Genomic DNA, 21753 nt, shown 5'->3' on the forward strand with positions numbered 1-21753 from the left:
TGTCACTCCTCGTGCACGTGGATGGCCATGGCGGGGCATACCGCGGCGGCTTCGCGGACCTCTTCGGCGAGTTCGTCCGGGGGGTTCTCGTCCAGCAGGACCACGATGCCGTCGTCCTCGCGCTGGTCGAACACCGCGTCGGCGGCCATCACGCAGTGTCCGGCGGCGATGCATTTCCCTTGTTCGACAGTCACTTTCATGACGTTCTCTTTCCTGGATAGCGGTGGTCGGGATCCGGACGATTCATGACGACCGCGCCGGGGCGCCGTTGGCGGCGGATTCGGTCCGGCGGCGCAGCGCCTTACCGGCGGTGGTGCCGCCGTCGACGGTCAGCACCGTGCCGGTCAGATAGCGGGAGCGGTCGCCGGCGAAATACACGGCGGCCTCGGCGACATCCTCGGGCGTGCCCTCACGGGGCAGCGGGCGGTCCTGGTTCATCATCTCCCGCATCGCGCGGGTCATCCGTTCGGCCTTCTCCGGCGACATCGTCGTCGAGGCCTTCGCGAGCAGATCGGTGGGGATATTGCCGGGAGCGATACAGTTCACCCGGATCTCGTACTGCGCCAGTTCGATCGCCGCCGATTTGGTGAAGTGGATGACCGCGGCCTTGGAGGCGCGGTAGGTCATCACCCCGCCCCCGGCCTGCACTCCGCCCACCGACGACAGGTTGATGATCGACCCGCCGCCGTGCTCGGACATATGCCGGGCGGCGGACCGGGTGCCGGCCATGACGCCGAGTACATTGACCGCCATCACCTGCTGGAAATCGGCGAGGTCGTCGTGCAGCAGGCTCTTGTGCATCTTTCCGGATATCCCGGCGTTGTTGCACATGATGTGCAGCCCGCCGAACCGTTGCACGGCGAGGTCGACGAGCCCGGCGACCTGGCCGGGATCCCCGGCATCGGATACCTCGAACACCGCGCTGTCACCGCAGCGTCGCGCGACCCGCGCGCCACCCGCGGCGTCGAGATCCCCGATCACCACCCGGGCGCCCTCGGCAACGAACCGCTCGACCATCGCGCTGCCCAGGCCGGACGCGCCGCCGGTCACCACCGCGACCTTGCCCGCCAACTCGTTGCCCATGCGCTGCGTTTCCTTCCGTAACGAAATATCTGATCCCACTGCTGTCCGCGTGATCTCCCGCTCAGCCGCTGCGCGCGTACTCCGGGGCGGGCGCGGTGCGCGACTGCCGGTCCAGGAAGTCCAGGAGCAGCGCGTCGACGGCCTCGGGCTGTTCCAGTTGCGGGCAGTGCCCGGCCTCGGCGACGACCGCCGATTCCGCGCCGGGGATCCGGGCGGCCAGTGCGGCGGCCCAGCCGCGCGGCAGCAGTTTGTCCGCGCCGCCCTCGACGACGAGAGCCGGGATCCGGACCCGTTCGTAGGGCCGGTCCCCCGCCGCGGCGGGCGCCTCGGCGCCCGGCCGCCGGAACCGGGCCGCCGCCAGGGACTCCCAGGCCCCCGGGGCGGTCGCCGACTCGAACCGGCGCCGCACGTAGTCCTCGTCGGCCGGATAGGCCGGGGACGCGAACAGCGCGGTGACGATACGGCGCATGGCGGGCAGGGTCGCGTCGAAATCGTAGAGCGCCTGCATATGTTCGTTCGCCTGGATCTGCCCGCCGCCGCAGATCGTGACCATGGCGCGCACCGGCAGCCGCGGCGTATCGGCGGTGGTGTCGGCGAACAGGTTCACCGCGCCCATCGAATTGCCCACGAAGAACGCCGAATCGATACCGAGAATCGCGCACAGCCGGGCGATATGGCGGATGCGCAGGCCGCGGCCGTCGGTGAAGTCCACGACCTTCGCCGACTCGCCGAAGCCGAGCATATCCGGGGCGATCACGTGATACCGGGCGGCGAGCGCGTCGATCGTGCGCTCCCAGCCGATCTCGGCACTCGCCCCGAACTCCCCGCCGTGCAGGAGCACCACGGGTTCGCCCGCGCCCGCCTCGAGGAAATGGGTCCGCAGGCCGTCGACCAGGATCGTCCGGTGCTCGTACCCGCTCATGTGGTGCCGCCGACCGTCCGGGCGGTGGTGAGGACCTGGGTGGCCAGCAGCTCGAGCTGCCCCTGGACGCCGGGGTCGGTGAGAGCGCCGGCGTCGTCCCAGATCTTGTCCGCGGAGTTGATCGCGACACCGATCGGTGTCGGCCAGGCGCGCAGCGCGTGACCTATCCCCCGCAACTGGCCGAGCGTGCCGACCGCCGCCTGCCAGCCGTAGGCACAGGTGATACAGCCCCACGGCTTGTTGTCCAGGTAGACCGTGGGATCGGTGCGCATATCCTCGACATAGTCGAGAGCGTTCTTCACCAGTCCCGAGATGGCGCCGTGGTACCCGGGCGATCCGACGATCACCGCGTCGGCGGCGCGCAACGCCTCCACCAGGGCGAGGGCCTGCGGGGTGCGGGCCGGATCGTGCGGGTTGTACATCGGCAGATTGATGTCCTCGCCGCTGAACAGGGCGGTGCGCCCGCCCCGCTTCTCCACCTCGTCCAGGCAGTGGCGTAACGCCCGTTCGGTCGAGGAATTCGCCCGCAGCGTCCCGCCGAGGCCGACGACGAACGGCTGCGTATCCGCGCCGGGTTCTGTGTGCTCCACCATTGTGCTTCCCACGGTCATGACCGGTCTCCTATTTGATGGCGATCGGGTTGATCGGTGATCCCACCGCGCCCACCACGCGCAGCGGCGGTGCGATCAGCTGGAATTCGTAGACTCCGTCGGCGGCGCAATCGGCGGCCAAGGCGGTGAAATCCCAGTATTCGCCGAGCATCAGGCCCATATCGCGGAGACAGAGCATATGCATCGGCAGGAACGTGCCGTCCACGCCGGACACCGGGTTCTCCACCATCAGGTTATCGGCGGCCACCGCGGCGATCTCGTGGTCGTGCAGCCATTTCGCGCACGTCCAGTCCAGGCCCGAGTACGGCTCCGCGCCGTCGCCGGCCTCGAGGAAACGGTTCCACCATCCGGTGCGGACCAGCACGATATCCCCGGATTCGACGGTCACGCCCTGACGTTTCGCGCATTCGTCGAGTTCGTCGCCGGTAATCGGCTCGCCGACCTCCAGGAAGACATCCGCGCCCCGGTGCTTCACGAGATCCAGCAGGACGCCGCGGCCGGTGATGCCCTTACTGTCCACCTTCTCGATACCGCAGTGGAACGCGCCCATACTGGTCACCGAGTTCGCCGGGAAACCGTTGTAGAGCTTGTCGTCGTAGTAGACGTGCGAGAAGGCGTCCCACTGGGTGGCGGCCTGCAACGGCATGATGAGCATATCGTCGTTGAACCGGAAGGGGTTGTCGGCGAAGAATCCGGCCAATTCTCCGGCGACGGAATTCTGCATCCATTTCGGTCCGAATTCGACCAGTGTTTCGGCGTCGCCGCCGTCGACGGTCATCACATGGGTCGGGTTCGCCCGGAACTTGAACGCACCCTGGGGGCCGTTCGAACTGAAGTCGATTCCCAGCGGAAAGACTTTGCCGTGCCGCACCAGCCCGGCCGCGGCCGCGACCTTCGCCGGGGTGATGAAATTCAGGGTGCCGAGTTCGTCATCGGCGCCCCAGCGGCCCCAGTTACGCACGGTTTCACCGAGTTTGTAGAAATCGGACAGAGATGCCACGTTGCACTTTCCTTCCAGCTGCCTATTTCGGCTCACCCGGGCGCGGCCCGGCCAGTTCCCCGGCCAGGCGCGCGGCGAGGTTCCCGCCGTCGACCCACAGCACTTGGCCGGTGATGTATCCGGCGGCCCGGCTGCCCAGGAACAGCAGTGCGGACGCCTGTTCGACGGGATCGGCGGACCGGCCCAGCGGTTTGGGGATCCCGTCGAGGTAGTCCTGGCCGTACGCCGAGCGCAGCTGGTCCAGGATGGGGGTTTCGGTGACGCCGGGCCCGGTGCAGTTCATCCGGATCCCGCGGGCCGCGAGCTCCACCGACCGGCGCACGGTGTAGAGAATGATCGCCTCTTTGGACAACCGGTATCCGCCGTCCGCGAGGGCGTCCGGATTCGCGGTGCACCAGGCGATACCCTCCGCCATCGAGGTGGTCTCCAGGAATCCGTTGACCGCCCAGCGGTTCTCCAGGTATCCGGAGGCGGCCAGCGAGGAGACGCTGACCACCGCCGAACCCGGTTCCATATGCGGGACGAGCGCTTCGGTGAAATGCCGCATCCCGAGGAAATTGATGGTGGCCACGCGCAGCGGGTCGCCGATACCGGAGGAGACACCGGCGATATTGAAGAGCACGTCCACATCGGTCCCGACCTTGCGGGCCGCCCGGTCGATCGAAGACGGATCCGCCTGATCCATCTCGTAGAACTCGTCGGGTTCGGTGCCCGGACGCAACAGATCGAGGCCGATGATCTCGGCCCCCAGGTCACGCAGCTGTGTGACCAGGCAGGCGCCGATACCGGACGCACAGCCGGTCACCACCACCCGTTTACCGTCGAAACGCCACCGCCGGTCGATCGAATCCACCTCGGGCACCGCGCTCTCCTCTCCCGCTGCCGCCGTTCAGCCCTGCTGCTGTTCCTTCAAGGCCTGCGCGGCCTTCACCCGGCCCTCGTTGATCTCGGCCATGGCCTCGGGAATCTCGCTGGCGGTGAACTTGCCGCCCCGGCCGGTGGGCAGCCCGCCGATCGCGTAGCTCTCGTCGAATTCCGGCGCCGCCCAGGGCCGGCGCCGCGCTTCGGCCTTCTCCAGGACCGGTTCGAGGCGCTTGGCCTTCGCGGCCCGGGCCACCTCGTCGCGTTCGATGAACTCCGGCAGGATCTCCTTGCCCATGATCTCGATGGATTCCATCGTTCCCTCGTGACTGCGCGGGTTCAGCAGCAGGATGATCTCGTCGACCCCGCTCTCCTCGTACCCGCGCAGGAATTCGCGCACGGTGTCCGGGCCGCCGATGGCGCCGCGACCGGGGCCGTAGGCGAGGGTCTCGTCTTCCTTCACCGCGTCCAGGTAGGCATCCCACACACCGGTGCGGCCGGGGGTGTGCATACCGGTCATGTAGTAGTGCATGATGCCGAACGAGAAGAACCCGCCGCCCAGACCGAGGCGTTTGACCGCTTCCTCGTCGGTTTTGGCGACCATCATCGACAGGTCACCGCCGATGGCGAGGATGTTCGGGTTCATCTGCGGTACCGAGGGCGCGGCGGCGTTCTCGAATTCCTCGTAGTAGCCGCGCACGCGCTCACCGAGGGCCTCCGGGCCGGTGTAGGCGAAACTCAGTGCGCCGATACCCTTCTGGGCCGCCATCTGCACCGACGACGGCCGGGTACAGGCGACCCACAGCGGCGGGTGCGGGGTCTGCCGCGGTTTCGGGATCACGTTGCGGGGCGGCATCGTGATGTGCTCGCCCTTGAACCCGGTGAAGGGGCTCTCGGTCATCGCGCGGATGGTGACCTCGAGGGCTTCCTCCCACTGGGCACGCTTGTCCGCGGGGTCGATGTTGAACCCGCCGAGCTCGGCCACCGACGACGATTCGCCGGTACCGAATTCCACACGGCCGCCGGACAGATGGTCCAGGGTCGCCACCCGCTCCGCGGCGCGGGCCGGATGGTTGATCCCCGGCGGCAGATGCATGACGCCGAAACCGAGCCGGATGTTCTTCGTCCGCTGGCTGGCCGCCGAGAGGAACATCTCGGGCGCCGTGGCGTGGCAGTACTCCTCGAGGAAGTGGTGCTCGGTGAGCCAGACCGTGGAGAACCCGGCCTTATCCGCCGCTTCTACTTCGTCCAGCCCGTCCTGGAACATCTGGAATTCGTCGTCGTCGGTCCACGGCCGCGGCAGGGCGAACTCGTAGAAGAGGGATATTTTCATCGATTACCTCCAGTGGTGTCGATCGTCTGTTCTTCTCCTTCGGCCCCGGTCCGGGCCGCCCCTTCGCCGGTATCCCCCGTGGACCCCGAGGTGTCGCCCGTGGGCGCGGGGGTCCGGTGCGCGCAGTGCTCGGCCGCGATATAGCCGAAGGTCATGGCGGGCCCGATGGTCGCCCCGGCGCCCGCGTAGCTGCGGCCCATCACGGCGGCCGACGCGTTGCCGACCGCGTACAGGCCCTCGATCGCCGATCCGTCCGGCCGCAGCACCCGGGCGTGCTCGTCGGTCCGCAGACCGCCCGAGGTGCCGAGGTCGCCGAGCACGATGCGGAAGGCGTAGTAGGGCGGTTTGCCGATCGGGTACAGATTCGGATTGGCCAGCGTGGGATCGCCGTAGTAGTTGTCGTACACGCTGTCGCCGCGCTGGAAATCGTCATCGTGACCGGACCGGGCCAGCTCGTTGAACCGGGCCGCGGTGGCCTCGAGCTCGGCCACCGGGACCTCGATCTTCCCGGCGAGTTCCGCGAAACTGCCGGCGGATTTCACCACCCCGGATTCCAGCCACGCCTGCACCATCTTGTAGCCGGTGGGCACCGGCGCGAACGGCACCTTCGGTATGGGCAGATGACCGCCGATCACATATCTGTGCCAGGACCGGTGGTCGGTGATCAGCCAGCACGGGATATGGGTGACCCCGCTGCGCTGGCCCTCGATCATGGCGTGCCCGAAGTCCATATAGGGCGCGGCCTCGTTGATGAAGCGCTTCCCGGCCCCGTTGACGATGAACTGGGCGGGCATCATCCGCTCGTTGAGCATGAACTGCATCCGGCCGTCGGGCCACTGGATGGCGGGGAACCACCAGGCCTCATCCATCAGCTCGGTCGCGGCGCCGGCCTGCTGCCCGGCGCGGATGCCGTCGCCGGTGGCGACCGGGTTGCCGAAGCTCCAGTCCTGGTCGACCTCGGGCAGTTCCTCTTTGCGCCAGGTCATATCGTGGTCGAAACCGCCGGTCGCCACGATCACCCCGCGCCGGGCCCGGATCCGGACCGGTTTCCCGTCCCGCTCCACCACGGCGCCGGTGATCTGCCCGTCGGCGCCGGTGAGCAGCGAGGTCATCGGTGAACCGAGCCAGAGCGGGATATCGCGTTCCTTCATCGCAAGGCGCAGCCGGGCGATCAGTGACTGGCCGATGGCGGCGATCCGGTCGCCGAACACCCGGGCCCGGAACATCCGCCAGACCAGCTTCAGCATCACGGCCTTACCGCGCCAGTTCTGCCGGACCTGATAGAACATCCGCAGATCCTTGGGCCCCAGCCAGATCCCCTTCGGCGCCAGCGCCAGCGGTTTGAGCAGGTTCTCCTCCTCGTCGCCGAGGGACCGCAGATCGATGGGCGGCACATTGATGGTGCTGCCCTGCGGGGAGCCGCCCTCGATTTCGGGGTAGTAGTCGGCGTAGCCGGGTTTCCACACGAATTCCAGCCAGCGGCTGCGCTCCTCGAGGAACGCCATCATGTCCGGTGATCTCTCGACATAGGCCCGCAGCCGTTCGTCGGTGACCAGCCCGCCGGTGATGGTCCGCAGATACCCGACCACCTCGTCGGGCTCCAGCGAGAAACCGTCACGCCGCTGCGCGGGCGCGTTCGGTACCCAGATCCCGCCGCCGGACAGCGCGGTGGAGCCGCCGTAGTAGTCGGCCTTCTCCACCACCAGGGTCCGCAGACCCAATGCCTCGCCCCGCAGCGCGGCACTCATCCCGCCGCCGCCGGAGCCGATCACCAGCAGATCGACGGTTTCGTCGAATTCCGCGGTCTCGTCTGTACTCACTGCTCGCCTCCTGTCGTCGTCGGCTCGTCGGCCGGCCGGGCGGTCCGCACGGCGAAACCGGCGATCAGCTCGGGCGCGGGCCGGTAGTAGCGCACGCCGGTGCGATAGGACCCCTGCGCGGCCAGCGCCGCGAACGCGGCGACCCAGGTGCGCACCTCGTGCGCCGAATTACCCGCCGTCCGCGCGATCTCGTCGTTGTCCCAGTCGTCGACCGCCGAGAGCCGCCCGGTATCGACCAACTCGAGAAAGGCGCGATCCCAGTCCGGATTGAGCGGTCGCAGCGGGCTGTCCCCCGCGGCGAAATCCCGGGCCGCGGCGATCACCGCGGTCTGCCGGGCCGCGCGCTGCTCGCCGGTCATGGGCGCGCCGTGCACGATGCGTTCCAGTACCGGTTCCGGCGCGGTGGCCCGCTGCGGGACCGGCGGATCGTGGGAGAGCCCACCCGAACCGATCACCAGCACTCGTTTGCCCAGTGTCGCCAGATGCCGCCCGACCGCGGTGCCCAGTGCCCGCACCCGGCGCAGCGGTCCCAGCGGGGTGGCCACCGAATTGATGAAGACCGGGATCACCGGCCGCGCGGTGGCCTCCCCGAACAACCGTTGCAGCGGCTGCACGGTGCCGTGGTCGACCTCCATCGCGGCCGAGGTCGCGATATCGATACCCGCGTCCAGCAGCGCTTCGGCGAGTCGCAGCGCCGCCGGCTCCGGAACGTCCAGCGGTCCGGCGTAGGTGCCGTAGTCGCCGATCGCGGTGGCCGCGGTGGCCAGGCAGAACGGCGGCATGAGTTTGTAGAAGAACCCGTTGTAGTGGTCCGGGGAGAACAGGACCACCAGTTCGGGGTCGAAATCCCGGACGAACGCGCGGGCCCGGTCCAGGGCCGCGCCCACCTCGTCCCGCAGTTGCTCACCGGGACCGGGCAGTTCAAGAAGCGGGCTGTGCGAAACGCAGCACACGGCCAGCGGCATCGGAACCTCCCGGGGTGAGTGTCAGAGTCCGGCGCAGCGCCGCGCCGAGTTCGGGGGCGTGCTGCGCGATACAGGCGCCGGCGATACAGCGGTCCGGGCGCAGGAACAGCACCGAGTCCAGCTGGCCGTCGAACCATTTCTTCAGCGCGCCGGTGTGGTCGCCGATCACCAGTACGTCCGGATCGTCGTGCCCCTCCCAGTGCAACTGGGTGGCCGGGCGCGCCTCGACGAAGCGGGCGCCGATCGCCTGCCACGCCGCGAATTCCTCGTCCCCCAGTATTTTCCGCGGCCGGTTGTTCCAGCACACCACCGCGAACCAGGGACCGAGCGCCTCGTCCAGCAGCACCTCCGGCCGCGCCCGCGTCGCGACGCGGGGCTGGATGAACAGCGTGCCGACCGCCGAATTCGGCGATCGCGACCAGCCGTGCACCACCGCGCCGCGGTCGTAACGCGGCATCGGCTTGAAGCGCATGCCGAGCACGTACCGTTTCAACGGCGGCACCAGCGCCAGGCCCCGCACCACCACATCCCGCACCGCCGCGACCCGCTGGTCGGTCGGTGAGATGACCCGGCCGACCATGGTCGAGAGGTCGATCATGGCGCGTGCGTGTTTGCGGCGTTCCTGGTCGTAGGAGTCGAGCAGACCGTCGCCGGCCATCCCGCCGGTGACCGCCGCCAGTTTCCAGGCCAGATTCGCCGCGTCCCGGATACCGCTGTTGTAGCCCTGTCCCTGCCAGACCGGCATCAGATGGGCGGCGTCGCCGGCCAGGAAGAGCCTGCCCTTGCGGAATTCGCCCGCGATCCGGGAATGGTGGGTGTACACGCGGCGCCGGATCACATCGAGCCGGTCCGGGTACGGGACGAACGGGGCCATCAGCCGGTTCAGGAATTCCGGCGTCTCGGCGTCGGCATCGGATTCGTCCGGATGCAACATGAATTCGAACCGGCGGATCCCGTGCGCCAGTGAGATCGAGACGTTGGGACGCAGCGGGTCGGCGCCCACCTCCAGGTTCGGATGCCCGAGCGGGTCGCCGTCGATATCGACGACCAGCCAGCGCGTCGGCGAGGTCGTACCCTCGAAACTCACCCCCATCGCGTGCCGGGTGGTGCTGCGGCCGCCGTCGGATCCCACAACGTAGCGGGCGCACACCTGTTCCGGGCCGTCCGGTGCTTCGAGCTCCACCACGACCTGGTCGCCGAGATCGTTCGCCGCGCGCAGCGCGGTACCCCAGCGGATCTCCACGGTGTCGAAGCGATCCAGCCCGCGCAGCAGTTCGGCGTCCACCAGCGGCTGGATGAAACCGCTGCGTTTGGGCCAGCCGAACTGCTGATCGGTGGGCGCGATCTCGACCAGCAGCCGGCGCTGCCCGTCCACGAATCGCATGATCTGGTTCGGGTTGGTGTGCGGCAGGATCCGGTCGAGCAGTCCGGTGGACTGCAGGGTGCGCATCGATTCGTCGTCGAGCCCGACACCGCGGGGATAGTCGATGAGGTTCGGCCGCTCTTCCACCAGCAGGGTCCGCACGCCGTAGCGGCCCAGGATATTCGCGGTGGTCAGCCCGACCGGTCCCGCACCGACGATCACGACGTCGTACAGTTCCGGGCCGCTGCCGTTTCCGGTGCTCATATCAACCACCCAGCAGGAATTCGAGATGGAGGGCGTTGAACGCCTCGGGCGCCTCGTACTGCGGCCAGTGCCCGCAATCGGGCAGGACCTCGAAGCGCGCGCCGGGGATCATGGACGCGATCCGTTTGCCCTCGGTGACATCGGCGGTCGGATCGTCACTGGTCCACACCACCAGGGTGGGCGCGGTGATAGCGCCGTACTCGGCCGGGCCGAGCAGGTTGCGGGATCGGATCTCCGGATCCTGCAGCGCCATGATGTCGCGCATGGCGTCGACGAACCCCGGCTGCCGGTAGACCCGCTGCCGGCTGGCGACGATATCGTCGTAGTCCTTGCTCTTATCGGCCATCAGCCATTTGATGCGGGCCTGCACCGTCTCCCAGGTGGGGTCGGCGGCCGCGGCCATGGACAGGGTGATGATCCGCTGCATGACCTCGGGATCGGCCTGCGACCCGCCGGCGGTGTTGAGGACCAGCCGATCGATCCGGCCCGGGTGGTCGGAGGCGGCGCGGGCCGCGACCCACCCGCCCAGCGATTCACCGCTGATATGGGCGCGCGGGGCGCCGATGGTGTCCAGGAACGAGATCAGATGCCGCACATAGTGTTCGACCTCCAGCGGATGCCCGGGCTTGTCCGTGTACCCGTGGCCGAGCATATCGATGGACCAGGTGGAGAAATGCTCCGCGTGCGCGGCGAGATTGCGGACGTAGGCCTCGGCATGACCGCCCGACCCGTGGAGCAGGATCAGGGCCGGTCTGCCGTGATCACCGGCATGCAGGTAACGCGTCCGCACCCCCTCCACGTCCAGGTATCCCTGCTCGAACGCGACCCCCTGCAGATCGCACCACACACTCTCGAATTCCGACACTTCTACCTTCCGCTCCGTCCGTACGCCCGGGCCCGCCGTATCCCGGCGGCCCGCACCGGGCGCCGCACTGTCCGTTCGCCCGCTTGTTGTGCCGATCAGCTCTTCACCGAATCGCCGGTGGCCGCGTGGTATCCGGCCCGGAAGCCCCACACCATGCCGGGTCCGATGGTTCCGCCGGCGCCGCCGTAGGCCCGGCCGGTCACCCCGGCCATCGCATTGCCCACCGCGTACAGGCCGGGAATCACCGCGCCGCCGATATGCCGGACCCGGGCCTCCCGGTCGGTCCGGGGACCGCCCTTGGTACCCATGGCACCGACCGTCACCGGAACCGCGTAGTAGGGCCCGGTATCGAGCGGGCCGAGGGTCCGGCCGGCGACCGTCTCGGCGTCCGGATCGCCCCAGTAGCCGTCGTATTCGCTGTCGCCGCGGCCGAAATCGGGGTCGGATCCGGCGGCGACCGCGCGGTTCCACGCGGTCACGGTGGCGCGCAGCCCTTCCGGGTCGATCCCGGTGCGGGCGCCCAGTTCGTTCAGATCGGCCGATTCGCAGAACCAGTCCGGCGCCGGGCCACCCGGTTCCACCCCGAGGAATCCGTAGCGACGCAGATGTTCGGCGTCGAAGACCATCCAGCCGGGATTGTTCACATAGCCGCCGCGCGGGTCGAGGTAGTGGAAGGCCCCGGCCATCGAGTTGTACTCCGCGGCCTCGTTGACGAAACGCTTCCCGGCCCGGTTCACGATGATGCTGCGGGGCCGGGTGCGCTCGAGCCGGACGCTGCGGCTGCGCTGTTCACCGTCGATGGTGTCGCCGGGCAACTGCACCACCGGCACCCACCAGGCCTCACCCATATTGCCGAGTTCGGCGCCGAGGGCCATCGCCATCCGCAACCCGTCGCCGGTGTTGTCGGGCGGGGAGACGGGGCCTGTCATCGGGCCCCGCAGAAACGCCGTGACCAGTCCGGGGTCCCATTCGAATCCACCGGTGGCGAGCACGACCCCGCGACGTGCCCGGACCGAGATCTCCCGATCCTCCAGCGCGATCCGCACCCCGGTGACCGCACCGCCGGTGGTGAGCAGTTCCACCGCCCGCGCTCCGGTCCGCGGTGTGATCCCCGCGGCCAGGACACCGTCCAGTAGTCCGGCCACCAGCGCCTGACCGGCGACACAGACATCGGCGCTGGCGTCACCCAGCACCGCCCGGAGCCGGGCGCGGGTTTCGGCGTCGAATCCGACATTGCTCCAGTCGAGCGGGAAGGTGGTGATCCGGTCGCGCCAGTCGCCGAGACGGGCCAGATCGTAGGCGGCGGGGCCGATCGACCGCCCGCCGGCGGGCCGCCCGCCGGGCAGTTCCGGTTTGTAGTCCGGGAACCCCTCGGCGACCTCGAATTTCACGGCGCTGTGCTGTTCGACGTAGTCGAGCATCCGGGCTCCGGTGCGGACGAACACCTCGACCAGTTCGTCGTCCATCGAATTCAGCGATTGCGCCGACAGATAGGCCAGCGCGTCGTCGACGGTGAGTTCACGATCGGCGCGGGTATGCGCCGGAATCCAGGCCAGGCCACCGGACACCGCGCTGGTTCCGCCGACGGTCGGCGCCTTCTCGAACAGTTCCACCGCCGCGCCCTCCACGGCGGCGGTGAGCGCCGCGGTGAGTCCGGCGGCGCCGGAGCCGAGAACCACGACATCGGTTTCGGAATCCCAGGCGTGCGGCGGGCCGGGTTCGGCGGCCGTTTGATGCGATGGCACTGCGCTGTCCTTTCGGCGAGCAGGCGGGGTGAACGGCGCTGGTCCGGCGGGCTGCCGTGCGGAGCACGGGCCGGACCAGCGCGCGTAAAACGATAATCTCCCTTTTCGAGAATACTATTCTCGCAGGATGGATGCCGCAATACCCTCTCGGATCAAATGTTTCTGGATCTTGCCGCTGGGGGTGCGCGGGAAGTCCGTGGCCTCGAACAACCGGGCCGGCAGCTTCTGCCGCGCGACCCCCGCCCGCTCGAAGAACTCCCGCAATTCCTCCTCCGAGGGCAGCGAGGCACCGGGCCGCAACCGGAGCACCGCGCCCACCACCTCACCGAAACGGCTGTCCGGCAGCGCGATCACCACTGATTCGGCCACCTGCGGCATCGCGTCGAGCACATCCTCGACCTCGCGCGCCCCCACGTTCTCCCCGCCGCGGATGATGACATCGGCCTTGCGGTCGGTGATGGTCAGGCAGCCGTCGGCGTCCAGCTCACCGATATCGCCGGTGTGATACCAGCCCTCGGAGTCGAAGGCGCGCGCGGTGAGTCCGGGATCGGTATAGCCCAGGCACAGATCCGGTCCACGGCTGAGGATCTCCCCGTCCGGGGCGAACCGGATCTCCACCCCCGGCATCGGACGGCCGTCGGTGACGAGCCGCTCCCGCTCCGGGGCGTCCAGCGCCGAGGCCGTGATCGACGGGTGTTCGGTGCTGCCGTAGGCCCGGAAGGCGATGATGCCGAGATCGGTGAGCATGCGGGTCACCGCCACCGGCACCGCCGAACCGCCGAGTCCCACATGCCGCATATGCGCGAGATGGTCCGGGGTGTAGTCCGGATGCTCGACCATGCTGGTCACGAAATACGGCGGACCACCGCCCACCACCAGGCCGTCGGATTTCATGAGCGCCAGCGCCCGGCCCGGATCCCAGACGTCCAGCAGGTTCACCGGCCGGCCGTGCAGCACGGGCAGCAGGCAGGCGCCGACCATACCGATGAAATGCCCGACCGGGGTCGCGGTGAGCTGATCCCCCCGGTCGTCGGCATTGCGCTCGGCGAGCTGCAGGGATTCGCAGCCCAGGGTCTGATGACTGTGCACCACACCCTTCGGCGCACTGGTGGTACCGGACGTGAAGGCGATGAGCGCGGGCCCGGCCGGATCGGCGGGCAGCACCCCCGCCATGGGCTCGTCGGCGAGCAACTCCTCGAAGTCGCTCCCCACCACGCCCACGATCGGGATATCGGCGCAGAGTTCGGGATCGTAGGTCCGGCGCCCGAACTCGGCCATTGTGATGAACACCTTCGGCCGCGCGACCCCCAGAATGTGCCGGAGCTCGGCGGGACCGTAGAAATGCACGATCGGCACCACCGCCGTACCCAGGAACGAGGCGGCCCAGAAAGTCGCCGCCGCCTCCATCCAGTTGGGCAGCTGGAAGGCCAGCACATCGCCGGGCCCCACACCGCGGGCCCGCAGTCCCGCCGCCAGCCGCCGCGCCACCCGCTCGACCTCGGCGAAGGTTCCGCGCCACGGCCGCACCTCGGAGTGGACGCGAAACGCCGCGTCCGGCGCCGCGGCCAGGCCCCGGCTCAGCAGATCGCCCATGGTGTCGCCGGTCCACCAGCCCTCGGCGACATACCGGGCCCGCAGCTCGTCCGGTATCGGGCGGGTCATGCGCCGCCACCTCGCCTGTTGCCAAGGATCATCCCGGTCACCCCTTCCGCGTCGGCGGCGACGGCCCGGCCATCGCGAGCGACCCGGAACGCGAGTCGGTGCCCGAACCCCGCCGACTGGTGAAAATTGGATTCTCCAATGAGGAAAACATTGGATACTCGTACGGTACGCAGCTCGCCCGCGTCCGGCGGTGCGGATCGGCAGATGAATTCACCGACTGCCCGAAGATTGCCGGATCGACCAGGCTTCTTCCGAAACCTTGCCGCCGACCCCGGCGGTAGAGTACCGTTCTCGTATGCGAAAACGCAGTTCTTTTCGCATACGAGAACAGCCGTATGTCCGCAGCCGGTACCCGGCGGTGCTGGGTCTCCGCCGGCAATACAGCATCGGGTCCACGGCCGGATCGGCGCGCGGCACTCGCCGCGCACCCTGTCCCGTACCGCGTCGGCCCCAGATGGTTCCGGCACACCGGGCAGGTCACTCCCGAACACAGATCGAAAGGGAATGCTGTGGGACGTGTTGAGGGCAAAGTCGCATTCATCACGGGCGCCGCGCGCGGTCAGGGCCGTAGCCACGCCGTCCGGCTGGCAGAGGAAGGCGCCGATATCATCGCCGTCGATATCTGCCAGAGCATGTCGACCATCGGTTATCCGCTGGCCACGCCCGAAGACCTCGAGGAAACCGTGCGCCTGGTCGAGAAGACCGGCCGCCGTATCGTCGCGAGCCAGACCGACGTCCGGGACGCGACCGCGCTGAAGGCAGCGCTGGACGCCGGTGTCGCGGAACTCGGCAAGCTCGATATCGTGATCGCCCAGGCGGGCGTGGCCGGTATGAAGGGCAAACCGGATATCCAGGCGTGGACCGATGTCATCAACACGAACCTGGTCGGCACCATCAACGCCATCCAGGCCGCGCTGCCGCATCTCGGCGACGGCGCGTCCATCGTGGCGACCGGATCGACCGCGGCGATGGTCGATACCAGCAAGGTCGACAACCCCGGTTCCGACCTCGGCGGTATGGCCTACGTCCACTCCAAGCGGGCACTGTCGTACTACGTCTTCGATATCGCCCGGCACCTCTCGACCCGCGGCATCCGGGCCAACGTCGTGCACCCGACCAACTGCAACACCGACATGCTGCAGAGCGAGCCCATGTACCGGTCCTTCCGGCCCGATCTGGAGAACCCGGGCCGCGCCGACGCGGAACCGGCCTTCTACGTCCAGCAGGCCATGAAGACTCCGTGGATCGAACCCGTCGATATCTCCAACGCCATCCTGTATCTGGTCTCCGACGAAGCCCGCTTCGTCACCGGTATGCAGTTGCGCGTCGATGCCGGCGGCTACCTGAAGTGGTACGACCACAAGCTCTGACCCGCCCGGCCACGCCGGCGCAGGCGGCGCGCAGCTCGCAGGCGATCGATACGCGCGCCGCCGCCCGGTGCCGAGTCGGCCATCCGACGACTCCCGGAGCGGCGCAGAGCTCCGGGACCCCCGGCGAAGGTTCGCCGACCCAGTGACCAGCAGAGGGACTACATACCGTGACTTCTACGGATAACGACCAGCGCAAGCAGAATCGGTACCACTTCGACCGGCACACTCCCGAGTACCGGGAGAAGTTCAGCGACATCACCCACGAGATGCACGCGAAATGCCCGGTGGCGTGGTCGGAGACCTACGACGGGCACTGGGTCGCCGCCGGCGGCAACGCGGTCTTCGAACTCGCCCGGTGCCCCGAGGCATCGGTCGACCACGATGTGCACAACGAACGCCGTGGCTACCAGGGCATCTCGATCCCGAAGGCGCAGCGGGCCGCGCTGGTCCGCGGCGGCATGCTGGAAATGGACGAGCCCGAACACCGCACCTACCGCTCGATCCTCAATCCGTACCTCTCACCCGCCGCGGTGAAACGCTGGCAGCCGTTCATCGACGAGATCGTCCGGGCCAGCATCGACGAGAAGATCGAGACGGGCCGCATCGACTTCGTGGACGATCTCGCCAATATCGTCCCCGCCGTGCTGACCCTGGCGATGCTGGGCATCCCGCTGAAGAAGTGGTCGGTGTACAGCGATCCGGTCCACGCCTCGGTCTACACCCCCGAGGACTCCCCCGACGCCCCCCGGGTCGCCGAAATGCACCGGACCATGGGTATCGATATCCTCACCAGCCTGCACGAAGCCAAGTCCGACCCGAAGCCCGGCCTCATCAAAGCACTCGTCGAACTGCGCATCGACGGTGAACCGGCGCCCGATATGGAGCTGCTCGGGATGATGGGCCTGCTCATCGGCGGCGGTTTCGACACCACCACCGCGCTCACCGCCCATTCCCTGGAGTGGCTGGCGGAGAATCCCGACCAGCGCGAGGAGCTCAGCCGCGATCGCGAGGATCTGCTGGACTCGGCCACCGAGGAGTTCCTGCGCTACTTCACGCCCGCCCCGGGCGACGGCCGCACCATCGCCGACGACTGCACCTATCAGGGCACCGAATTCAAAGAGGGCGACCGGCTGTGGCTGTCCTGGGCGATGGCGAACCGGGACCAGACCATCTTCCCCGACGCCGACGAGATCGTCATGGACCGGAAGGGCAACCGGCACTTCAGCTTCGGGCTGGGCGTGCACCGGTGCATCGGCTCCAACGTCGCGCGCACGGTCTTCAAGTCCATGCTCTTGGCGGTGCTCGACCGGATGCCCGACTACACCTGCGATCCCGTGGGCACGGTGCACTACGACACCATCGGCGTCATCCAGGGGATGCGTCATCTGCCCGCCACCTTCACCCCGGGCAAGCGGCTGGGCCCCGGCCTCGACGAAACCCTCGAGCAGCTGCAGCGAATCTGCGACGAACAGGGACCGGCCGCACCGGTGACCGAACACCCCGATCCCGTGGTGATCGATTTCGAGTACTGACCGCCGGACTACCGGCCGATCCGCGGGGTTCGGCCGGTACTCCTTTTCCCGACGAGGTATCGCCATGAAGGATCTGCCCGACGGCACCCGCACCCCGGTGATCGATACCAGCGTGCACATCTTCTTCCGCTCCAACGACGATATGCGGTCGTTCCTGAACGAACCGTTCAAGAGCCGCGGTATCCCCGACGCCGAGATGGACTGGTACGGCGCGCCCGGCGGGGAATACGCCAAGGGCGCGCGGGGACCGCAGCGCGGATACCCGGGCTCGGATCCGGAGTTCGTGGGCGAGCGGCTGTTCGGCGAGCGCGGCGTCGATGTGGCCGTACTGCATCCGATGACGCGTGGCATCCTGCCCGATCGTCATCTCACCACCGCGGTTCTCTCCGCCCACAACGATATGATGGTGTCGCGCTGGCTCGACAGCGGTACCCATCACGAGCGCTTCCGCGGCACCCTGCGGGTGAACCCGGAGGACATCAGCGGCGCGCTGCGTGAGATCGACCGGCTGGGCGATCACCCGCGGATCGTCCAGATCGGTGTCCCGCTGCAGTCCCGCGAACTGTACGGCAAACCCCAGTTCTGGCCGCTGTGGGAGGCCGCCGCGGCGGCGAACCTGCCGGTGGCGGTGCATATCGAGACCGGCGAGAGCATCGGGCTGCCGCCCACGCCCTCGGGCCATCCCCGCACCTACGAGCAGTACTACGGGTTCATGGGGCTGAACTACATCTATCACCTGATGAACATGATCGCCGAGGGTGTGTTCGAACGCTATCCGGACCTGAGATTCGTCTGGGCCGACGGCGGCGCCGATCTGCTCACCCCGTTCACCTGGCGGATGGACACCTTCGGCCGGCCGCACCTCGAGCAGACCCCCTGGGCGCCCCGCATGCCCAGCGACTACCTGGCCGGACACGTCTATTTCGTGCACGCCACGATCGACGGTCCCGGCGACGCCCCGTTCGCGGCGGAGTGGCTGGATTTCACCGGCAAGGACGACATGGTGATGTTCGGTTCCAGCTATCCGCACTGGCACGGCGGCGATATCGACACCCTGCCGGCCGCGCTCACGGCCGGACAGCGGGAAAAACTCTGCTGGCGAAACGCCGCGCGTCTGTACAGCATCGATATAGACGCCGTAACCGCGGTCGGCTGATGCGGCCGGCCCGGTCGGATCTTTCCGCGATGGGGCGATACCTCCGCCTTCGCTACGGCCTCCGCCGATCAGATGTAGCCCCTACGAAGGAGGCGTGATGACAACAGCACAGGCACAGGCGCGAGTACCGTCTACGGAACTGGTCCCGGTACGCGTAGTCGATTCCGATGTGCACCCGGTCCCCCGGCGGGGCGACCTGGTGGAACATATCCCGGAACCGTGGCGCAGTTCGTTCTTTCTCAGTCACCGTGTCGGCGACACCATCATCTACGACGCGCCCGACTACGCGCATTCGAAGGCGATGCGGGTCGATACCTTTCCCGAGAACGGGGAATTCCCCGGCAGCGACCCGGATATGGCGTTCCGGCAGCTCATCATGGATGCCGGCTCCGATATCGTGATCCTGGAGCCGACGGTCAAGGCCACCCGCCTGCCCGAGGCCACCGCCGCGATGGCGACCGGGGTCAACGGCTGGCTCGACGCGCAATGGCTGGACTCGCACAACAACTGGCATCAGCGCTGGCGCGGCTCGATCTGTGTAGCCATCGACGATCCGCGGAGCGCGGTCGCCGAGATCGAGCGCTGGGCCGGGCACCCGTACATGGCGCAGATCCTCATCAAGGCCGAACCCCGGCCGTCGTGGGGTGACGCCCGCTACGACCCGATCTGGGCCGCGGCCGTGAAACACAACCTGCCGGTGAGTTGCCACCTCAGCCGCGGCGCCTACGAGACCATGCCCATGCCGCCGGTCGGTTTCCCCAGCTACAACCACGATTTCATGGTGACCTACTCGCTGCTGGCGGCGAATCAGGTGATGAGCCTGATCTTCGACGGGGTCTTCGACCGCTTCCCGGCACTGCGCATCGTCTTCGTGGAGCACGCGTTCACCTGGATCCTGCCGCTGATGTGGCGGATGGACGCCATCTACGCCGCGCGCGGATCGTTCATGTCGATCACCCGCAAACCCTCGGAGTACGTCAAGGAACACATCAAGTTCACCACCCAGCCGCTGGACTACCCGGAGGACAAGACCGAACTCACCCGGGCGTTCGAATGGATGGAGGCGGACAAGATCCTGCTGTACTCCTCGGACTATCCGCACTGGACCTTCGACGATCCGCGCTGGCTGGTGAAACATCTGCCGACAGCCGCTCGCGAGAAGGTCATGTTCCGCAACGGAATCGAGACCTACCATCTGCCGGAAACCGTTCCGGCGCTGCACGGGCAGATGCGGGTCCACTGATGGCGGACGGAACCGGGACGCCCGGTACGAGGCCCGCCCCGCCGGAGGCGGATCCCACCCCGGGTAAGCGGTCGGCGGACAACCCGCCACGGCTGGCCCAGGGTCGCGAACATGTGGTGGCGACCGTCGACGAAATTCCTCCCGGCTCGTCGAAAGTCGTCCCGATCGGGCGGCACGGGGTCGGGGTCTACAACGTCAACGGCACGTTCTACGCCATCGCCAACTATTGCCCGCACGAGGGCGGCCCGCTGTGCGCGGGCCGCACCCGGGGTCGCACGGTGGTCGACGATTCGGTTCCCGGCGATTCGGTGATGGTGCGCGACAACGAGTTCATCTACTGCCCCTGGCATCAGTGGGGGTTCGAACTCGCCACCGGCACCACCGCGGTGAAACCCGAATGGAGTATCCGCACCTACCCGGTCCGGGTGGTGGGAGACGACGTCCTGGTCACCGCCTGAACCGGCGGGACCCGACAGTACGAGAAGCGGCCGGCCGCCCGCGGCCCGGTCACGCCGAGATCTGCCGCGGCCGGTCCTCGGCGAACCCTTTCAGGAGTGAGGTATGCCCGCGGTAACGGTGAACGGCGGCAAGGTCGTCTACGAGATACTCGGCACGACAGGTGATCTCATCGTGCTCACGCCGGGAGGTCGCTACAGCAAGGACATCCCGGGGCTGCGGCCGCTGGCCGAGGCCCTCGTCGAGGGCGGTCACCGGGTTCTGCTGTGGGACCGGCCCAACTGCGGCGCCTCCGATGTGCAGTTCTACGGGCAGACCGAATCGCATATGCGCGCCGAGACCCTGCACGGCCTGCTCACCGAACTCGGCACCGGCCCGGTGATCCTGGCCGGCGGGTCCGGCGGCGCCCGTGATTCGATGCTGACCACCATGCTCTACCCGGAGCTGGTCACCGATCTGGTGCTGTGGAATATCGTCGGCGGCGTCTACGGCACCTTCAATCTGGGCGCCTACTACGTGCTGCCGAGCCTGCAGACGGTCCGCGGGCTGGGTGTCCAGGGTCTGGTGCGGATGCGGGAATGGCGCGAACTGATCGCGGAGAACCCCGACAACGAACAGCGCCTGCGCGATCTCGACGCGGACGAGTTCGTCAAACTCTCGCTGCGCTGGCTCAACGCCTACGTGCCGAAACCGGGTCAGACGATTCCCGGGGTGGACGACGAGATGTTCGAGCGCATCCGGGTCCCCACCCTCATCATCCGCGGCGGCGCCCACGACCTCGATCACCCCAAACGCACCTCGCTCGAAGTGCACTGCCTGATCGAGGGCTCCACCCTGATCGATCCCCCGTGGCCCGAGGACGCCTGGGAACGGGCGATGGAAGAACGCGCGCAGGGTCTGGTGAAGCAGTACAACATGTTCGACACCTGGGTGCTGGCCGCGCCGGAGATCCTGAAGTTCCTGGGCGACCGATGAACGTCCCGGGATCAGACCGTGTGGATGACGACCTCGCAGTTGGTCGAGGCCTCCAGCGCGGTGTGGATCCGGCTCTCCGGGACCCGTTCCAGATCGGCCTCCCGCAACCGCACCCGCAGGACGTCGTACCCCTCGGTGCCCGGCACCCGGATGATCTCCCCGGCCAGGCCGAAGCCGGCCAGCACGCCGTGGGCGTCGTCGTCGGTACCTCGACTGACATAGGTGATCACACCGGGCGCCGCGTCGGTACCGAACACCCGCGCGCACAGGGCCGTGATCCGCTGTGTATCGGCCGCCGCGTCGGCGCTGTCCAGCAGTACCTGCACTTCACGCCGCGTCGGCGGCACCGCGCCGAGATCCTTGTCGAGCAGTTGCCCGCCCACCTCGGTGAGGGCATCGGCCAGCTCGGCGAGACCGCTGGTCAGGGATTCGGCGGTGAGCCCACCGGCCGGATCGATATTCACCCGCAGCACCGCAGTTCGCATGCGGATCAGCCTAGTACGAGCGCCCCGAGGACTCGGCCCGGT

General features: G+C 68.1%; 20 protein-coding genes. 6 read left to right on the forward strand and 14 right to left on the reverse strand.

Translation table 11 applies throughout. From position 1 onward, the window contains the following. Positions 1-2: 2 nt before the first annotated feature. From ACZ6SF_RS24385 to ACZ6SF_RS24445, 13 genes are all read right to left on the reverse strand, one after another. Complete coding sequence (locus ACZ6SF_RS24385) at positions 3-200, reverse strand: ferredoxin (protein WP_466064767.1); 198 nt, start codon at positions 198-200, stop codon at positions 3-5. 43 nt (positions 201-243) lie between these two features. Beyond that, positions 244-1083 carry an SDR family NAD(P)-dependent oxidoreductase gene (locus tag ACZ6SF_RS24390; RefSeq protein ID WP_466064769.1) on the reverse strand — a complete coding sequence of 280 codons (840 nt, stop codon included), beginning with the start codon at positions 1081-1083 and terminating at the stop codon, positions 244-246. Positions 1084-1144: 61 nt separating this feature from the next. Then, complete coding sequence (locus tag ACZ6SF_RS24395) at positions 1145-2005, reverse strand: alpha/beta fold hydrolase (RefSeq protein WP_466064771.1); 861 nt, start codon at positions 2003-2005, stop codon at positions 1145-1147. Beyond that, complete coding sequence (locus ACZ6SF_RS24400; protein WP_466064773.1) at positions 2002-2598, reverse strand: NADPH-dependent FMN reductase; 597 nt, start codon at positions 2596-2598, stop codon at positions 2002-2004. Before ACZ6SF_RS24400 ends, ACZ6SF_RS24395 begins: the two co-directional genes overlap by 4 nt. A 28-nt stretch (positions 2599-2626) precedes the next feature. Then, positions 2627-3616, reverse strand: coding sequence for a cyclase family protein (locus ACZ6SF_RS24405; RefSeq protein ID WP_466064774.1), 990 nt, complete (start codon positions 3614-3616; stop codon positions 2627-2629). Between the two features lie 22 nt (positions 3617-3638). Next, positions 3639-4469, reverse strand: coding sequence for a coniferyl-alcohol dehydrogenase (locus ACZ6SF_RS24410; protein WP_466064947.1), 831 nt, complete (start codon positions 4467-4469; stop codon positions 3639-3641). A 36-nt stretch (positions 4470-4505) separates the two neighbouring features. After that, positions 4506-5810, reverse strand: a complete 1305-nt coding sequence (locus ACZ6SF_RS24415; RefSeq protein ID WP_466064776.1) for an LLM class flavin-dependent oxidoreductase — start codon at positions 5808-5810, stop codon at positions 4506-4508. Next, positions 5807-7630, reverse strand: a complete 1824-nt coding sequence (locus tag ACZ6SF_RS24420; RefSeq protein WP_466064777.1) for an FAD-binding protein — start codon at positions 7628-7630, stop codon at positions 5807-5809. The genes ACZ6SF_RS24415 and ACZ6SF_RS24420 overlap by 4 nt, the downstream gene beginning before the upstream one ends. Continuing rightward, entirely contained in the window at positions 7627-8595 is a 969-nt protein-coding gene (locus ACZ6SF_RS24425; protein ID WP_466064779.1) for a 3-carboxyethylcatechol 2,3-dioxygenase, read from the reverse strand. The genes ACZ6SF_RS24420 and ACZ6SF_RS24425 overlap by 4 nt, the downstream gene beginning before the upstream one ends. Then, complete coding sequence (locus tag ACZ6SF_RS24430) at positions 8552-10222, reverse strand: bifunctional 3-(3-hydroxy-phenyl)propionate/3-hydroxycinnamic acid hydroxylase (protein WP_466064780.1); 1671 nt, start codon at positions 10220-10222, stop codon at positions 8552-8554. The genes ACZ6SF_RS24425 and ACZ6SF_RS24430 overlap by 44 nt, the downstream gene beginning before the upstream one ends. Before the next feature lies 1 nt (position 10223). After that, positions 10224-11087 (reverse strand): alpha/beta fold hydrolase, encoded by an 864-nt coding sequence (locus ACZ6SF_RS24435; protein ID WP_466064782.1) that lies wholly within the window; start codon positions 11085-11087, stop codon positions 10224-10226. A 95-nt stretch (positions 11088-11182) separates the two neighbouring features. Further along, positions 11183-12832: an FAD-dependent oxidoreductase gene (locus tag ACZ6SF_RS24440; RefSeq protein ID WP_466064784.1), complete on the reverse strand. Its 1650-nt coding sequence runs from the start codon at positions 12830-12832 to the stop codon at positions 11183-11185. Positions 12833-12946: 114 nt separating this feature from the next. Then, the gene (locus ACZ6SF_RS24445; RefSeq protein ID WP_466064786.1) at positions 12947-14494 is read right to left on the reverse strand and encodes an AMP-binding protein; all 1548 of its coding nucleotides are present in this window, start codon (positions 14492-14494) and stop codon (positions 12947-12949) included. Between the two features lie 509 nt (positions 14495-15003). On the opposite strand from ACZ6SF_RS24445, the gene ACZ6SF_RS24450 reads away from it, so the two are divergent. The 6 genes from ACZ6SF_RS24450 (at position 15004) to ACZ6SF_RS24475 (ending at position 21226) form a co-directional block, all read left to right on the forward strand. Beyond that, a complete protein-coding gene (locus tag ACZ6SF_RS24450) occupies positions 15004-15864 on the forward strand; it encodes a mycofactocin-coupled SDR family oxidoreductase (protein WP_466064788.1) in 861 nt (286 codons plus the stop codon). 167 nt (positions 15865-16031) lie between these two features. Beyond that, positions 16032-17396 carry a cytochrome P450 gene (locus ACZ6SF_RS24455; RefSeq protein WP_466064790.1) on the forward strand — a complete coding sequence of 455 codons (1365 nt, stop codon included), beginning with the start codon at positions 16032-16034 and terminating at the stop codon, positions 17394-17396. 64 nt (positions 17397-17460) lie between these two features. Next, positions 17461-18552 carry an amidohydrolase family protein gene (locus ACZ6SF_RS24460; RefSeq protein ID WP_466064792.1) on the forward strand — a complete coding sequence of 364 codons (1092 nt, stop codon included), beginning with the start codon at positions 17461-17463 and terminating at the stop codon, positions 18550-18552. 97 nt (positions 18553-18649) lie between these two features. Then, complete coding sequence (locus ACZ6SF_RS24465) at positions 18650-19795, forward strand: amidohydrolase family protein (protein ID WP_466064794.1); 1146 nt, start codon at positions 18650-18652, stop codon at positions 19793-19795. Continuing rightward, a complete protein-coding gene (locus ACZ6SF_RS24470; protein WP_466064796.1) occupies positions 19795-20253 on the forward strand; it encodes a Rieske (2Fe-2S) protein in 459 nt (152 codons plus the stop codon). The genes ACZ6SF_RS24465 and ACZ6SF_RS24470 overlap by 1 nt, the downstream gene beginning before the upstream one ends. Positions 20254-20356: 103 nt before the next feature. Beyond that, positions 20357-21226 carry an alpha/beta fold hydrolase gene (locus ACZ6SF_RS24475; protein WP_466064798.1) on the forward strand — a complete coding sequence of 290 codons (870 nt, stop codon included), beginning with the start codon at positions 20357-20359 and terminating at the stop codon, positions 21224-21226. Between the two features lie 11 nt (positions 21227-21237). Here ACZ6SF_RS24475 and ACZ6SF_RS24480 read toward each other — a convergent pair whose 3' ends face one another. Beyond that, positions 21238-21711, reverse strand: coding sequence for a hypothetical protein (locus ACZ6SF_RS24480; protein ID WP_466064800.1), 474 nt, complete (start codon positions 21709-21711; stop codon positions 21238-21240). Positions 21712-21753: the final 42 nt, after the last annotated feature.

The sequence above is a fragment of the Nocardia sp. NPDC049935 genome, from assembly GCF_055586645.1.